The 3,333-nt window shown below is 68.4% G+C and carries 2 protein-coding genes; both read left to right on the forward strand.

The window, feature by feature from the left end; all coding sequences use genetic code 11:
* Nucleotides 1–944: 944 nt before the first annotated feature.
* Nucleotides 945–1,184 (forward strand): DUF2933 domain-containing protein, encoded by a 240-nt coding sequence (locus Q0R63_RS24590; protein ID WP_366521115.1) that lies wholly within the window; start codon nucleotides 945–947, stop codon nucleotides 1,182–1,184.
* Between the two features lie 29 nt (nucleotides 1,185–1,213).
* A partial coding sequence (locus Q0R63_RS11660) for a heavy metal translocating P-type ATPase (protein WP_295697407.1) occupies nucleotides 1,214–3,333 on the forward strand: 2,120 nt, incomplete at its 3' end.

Here is a 3,333-nt window from a genome sequence, read left to right on the forward strand (position 1 = left end):
CCCGGGCCGACGTCGACCCGCTTTGCCCCCCGAGCGAAAAGGCCCGATCCCCAGTCATACGGGGATTGTCCTGGTAGCCCCGACGGGATTCGAACCCGCGCTACCGCCTTGAGAGGGCGACTAGAGCATCATCGAAATTGGGTGGCTGCCCCCGGAAACGTTGAGGAATAACGGTTTCGGCCTTACTCAACGTTGACTCGCATTGACCGTTTACAGCTGTGATGTGTACCCGATGTGTACCCGACACGCATCCTTTTTTTCTGCGGCTGCGCGAGCCAGGCTCTCGGCGGCTCTCTGCCCCCGGCTCGCATGAGCCGCCAAGCGTTGCCGTTCAGGCCGACCGGCTTGACGCTCAGTGGACAGTCGCGAGGGTCCGCCGGCGACTACGCGGACGGTGCCCAGGAGATACCTCGCGCAGAGACTCGAGGACGACATCACCACCTGTCGGACACCAACCACCGTTGAACAGAGTTACCTAAGAGGGGAGTTACGCATGGCTCAGGACTTCCTGAAGCCTCGCGGCGGCGCGCGCGGCGACCTACCGATGGTGGTGGCTCAGGGTGTAGGGAAGCGCTTGGTCAGCAGGTTGCGTTCTGGGGGTGAGGTAGCCGATGAGGTCGAGTGGGGCAGGCGCCGCGATGAGCGGCCAGCCCTCGTGCGGAGGAGGCAATTGGCTACGCGCGCAGACGGTAGCTCCACCAGCTCCGGCTCGCCAACGAGAGGTGACGCCACGGCCCCGTGTCCGCGGCATCGTCTGGCGACTCTGGGAGCGACCTCGACCTCAAGTTGCTGTCCGAGGCCCCCGACCCCGGCTCTGTGGAGGGTGCGTCGGGACCTTTGCCTCTTATTGCGTTGCTGCTGGCGATGGGAGGGTGGCGCAGGCGACGGGACGGCCCTGTCGGGGATTCGTCGGAGGCCTCATGCGCAGCAGGCACTCGGTGTACATGTACGTGGTGGGGCTCCTGGTCGGGGGTGTGTTCGGTTGGTGGGCTGGCCTCTCACCCTTGTTCCTTGTCATCCTGCTGGGCTGTCCGCTGATGATGGTCTGCATGATGCGCGGCGGCATGCGGAGCAGCCCCGGTGAGTCGGATGCGGCTGGCGGTGGGGGCGAGCTTCTCTTGAGAATGAGTCGACGGACCGCCCCTGACCGGTTGCCAGATGATCGGATGGCGACGTCGCCGTGAAGCAGCTTGAGGGTTCATTGCGTGTCGTGATGGAGCTCGACGGGCTGCAGTGGGCGACTCAGAAGAACGCGGTGGAGGCGGTGCTGGGTCGCAGGCCTGGGGTGCTGGCTGTGGAGGCGAACCCGGTCGCCCAGACCGCAACGGTGACGTATGACCCGGCCATCACAACGTCCGAGGACCTTGCCGAGTGGATCCGGGTCTGCGGCTATCACTGCCGGGGGGAGTCCGTCCCGGATCACGTGTGCCCGCCCCACCCGTCGCCGGCCACGTCTCCAGATGAGTCTTTGGCGGACTCATCGGACGCCGCTACCGCCCTTGGGGGCCACAGAGGCGGCCGAGCCGAGGTGGCTCACCACGAGCATGGCTTGGTGACCGCGACCGATTCGCCTACCCCTCGGTCGGGCAGCCCGGCGGACGTGATGGGTCATGGCGGTCATGGGGAGATGTCGATGGCGGGCATGGTCCGCGACATGCGTGACCGGTTCTTGGTGGCGGTGGTGTTCGGGGTGGTGATCACGTTGTGGTCGCGGATCGGGCGTGACGTCTTCGGGTTCAGGGTCCCGGCGCCGTTCGGGTTGCGCGACGACGTGTTCCAGCTGGTGCTGAGCCTGCCGGTGATCCTCTACTCGGCGCAGGTGTTCTTCGCCGGCGCCGTTCGGGCGCTTCGGGCGCGGACCTTGGACATGATGGTCCTGGTCGCGGTGGCCGTCGGTGCGGGCTGGGTGTACTCGGTCGGAGTGACGCTCACCGGCGGCGGTGATGTGTTCTACGAGGCGGCGACGATCCTGACCTCGTTCGTCCTGCTCGGCCACTATTTCGAGATGCGGGCCCGTGGTGGGGCCAATGAAGCGGTACGGGCACTGTTGAAGCTGGCGCCGCCTGTCGCGGTCGTGCTCCGAGGCGGTGAGCCGGTGGAGATCCCGACCGACCAGGTCGTCGTCGGCGACCTCCTGCTGGTCCGCCCCGGGTCGAAGATCGCCTCGGACGGGGTCGTCGAGGACGGCGAGAGCGACGTCGACGAGTCCACGGTCACCGGCGAGAGCCTGCCGGTGCACAAGGGCCCGAGCGACGAGGTCGTCGGGGCAACCATCAACACCAGCGGCACGCTGCGGGTTCGGGCGACCAGGGTCGGCGCGGATACCGCCCTGGCCCAGATCGTGAAGCTGGTGCAGGAGGCGCAGAACTCTAAGGCCCCGGGACAGCGGCTCGCGGACCGGGCCGCGTTCTGGTTGGTCCTGGTCGCCCTCCTCGGTGGTGGGGCCACGTTCGTGGTGTGGCTGCTCGTAGGCCGGTCGGTCAGCGAGGCACTACTGTTCGCGATCACGGTCGTGGTGGTGACCTGCCCCGACGCCCTCGGCCTGGCGACCCCGACCGCGATCATGGTGGGCACGGGGCTCGGTGCCGCCCGTGGGGTGTTGTTCAAGAACGCGACGGCGATCGAGACCTCGAAGAAGATCGATGTCGTGGTGATGGACAAGACTGGCACCCTGACCTTGGGGGCGCCGCAGGTGACGGACCTGATCGTCGACGGGATGCCCGAGGCCGATGCGCTGGCGCTGATCGCCGCCGTCGAACGGGAGTCCGAGCATCCCCTGGCGAAGGCGGTCGTGCACCGTGCGGACGGCGCGGGCGTGCGCCGACTCGACGCACGGGATTTCACCAACGTGCCCGGTCAGGGAGCGACCGCGACCGTCGAGGGCCGCCGGGTGGTGGTGGGCAACACGCGGCTGATGACGACCGCGAACGTCGACCTCGGCCCGCTCGGGGTCCGGCAGGTGGAGATCGCGGCCGACGGGCGGACCTCGGTGCTCGCCGCGGTCGACGGGCGCGCGGTCGCGGTGATCGGTATCGCCGACGCGGTGCGGCCCACCTCAGCGGCTGCCGTCGCGGAGCTGCGCGGCCTCGGGATCGAGGTGGTGATGCTCACCGGCGACAACGCCGCTACTGCCGCCCGGATCGCGGCGCAGCTCGGGGTCACCAGGGTCATCGCCGACGTCCTGCCCGGTGACAAGGCGGCGAGCGTCGCGGAGCTGATGGCGGCAGGGCATCGGGTGGCGATGGTCGGTGATGGGGTCAACGATGCCCCGGCCCTCGCCCAGGCCGACCTCGGCATCGCGATCGGCGCCGGCACCGACGTGGCGGTGGAAAC

The sequence above is a fragment of the Lapillicoccus sp. genome (assembly GCF_025353065.1).
Taxonomy (GTDB): domain Bacteria; phylum Actinomycetota; class Actinomycetes; order Actinomycetales; family Dermatophilaceae; genus Lapillicoccus.